The 980-nt window shown below is 73.9% G+C and carries 1 protein-coding gene; it reads right to left on the bottom strand.

Annotated features, from left to right (window positions below; genetic code table 11):
• Nucleotides 1–980, bottom strand: a 980-nt coding sequence (locus IY392_RS15770) for an acyltransferase domain-containing protein (RefSeq protein ID WP_194861719.1), incomplete at both ends; no start/stop codon positions are given.

The following is a 980-nucleotide window of genomic DNA, read 5'->3' as shown; positions in this document are numbered from 1 at the left end:
GCCCTGCGGCGCAGTTCGGACGGGCTCGCCGCCGGGGTCGTCCCGTCCGGCTCGGCCCAGGCCCGGGTGCGGTCGAAGGGATAGCGCGGCAGCGGGTGCGCCCCGCGTCGTCCGGTCAGGAGGTCCTCGGGGCGCACGTCATGGCCGGCGACGTACACCTGGCCGAGGGCCCGCAACACCCCAGAGCGCCGCAGGCCGCCGTCGTCGTCGGCCAGCGTGACGATCCTCTGCAGCCCGGTCGGGGCGCACTCGCGGGTGAGGGAGGCGAGTACCGAGCCGGGCCCGAGGTCGACCACGGTGAACGCTCCCCCCAGGTCATCGGCGATCCGCGCCAGGGTCTCGTCGAAGCGCACAGAACCGCGCAGGTGGTCGGCCCAGTGTTCGGGATCACCGACCTGTTCCGCGGCGACCGGCCCCGCCGTGAGACAGCTGTAAAGCAGACCCCGGGGATCGTGTGCTGTGAGACCTGAGGCCGCATCGCGGAGCTCGGGCATCGCCGAGACCACGTGCGTCGAGTGCCCCGGGACGGAGATCCGGACCCGCGTGGCGTCGTCACCGAGTTCATCGACCAGCCGGGTGATCACCGCGGTCGATCCCGCCAGCACTGACGACCGCGGCGAGTTCTGCGCCGCGATCTCGAGCCCGGGGAAACGATCCAGCAGATCCGGGATCGACTCGGCACCGCGCCGCACGCGCGCCATACCTCCGGGCTCGAGTGTGGACAGGGCCCGGGCCCGCCGGGCGACGAGCCGCATCGTCTCGACGGCCTCGAGCGCTCCCGACAGGACCGCGGCGGCGTATTCCCCCGAGGAGTGGCCGATCCAGGCATCGGGCCGCGGCCCGCCTCGCAACCACAGCCGCCCGGCGGCCACCGTGGTGGCGAACAACGCGGGGAGGCCGAGCAGGGGGTCGTCGGCATCGGCCGGGACCACCCCGGCGGCGGACGGGCAGCACACCCGACGCAGGTCATCCCCCAGGAT

It is taken from the genome of Dietzia sp. SYD-A1 (assembly GCF_015356725.1).
GTDB lineage: Bacteria > Actinomycetota > Actinomycetes > Mycobacteriales > Mycobacteriaceae > Dietzia.
Note: the sequence above shows the minus strand (reverse complement) of the source record. Positions and strands in the feature narration are given on the sequence as shown.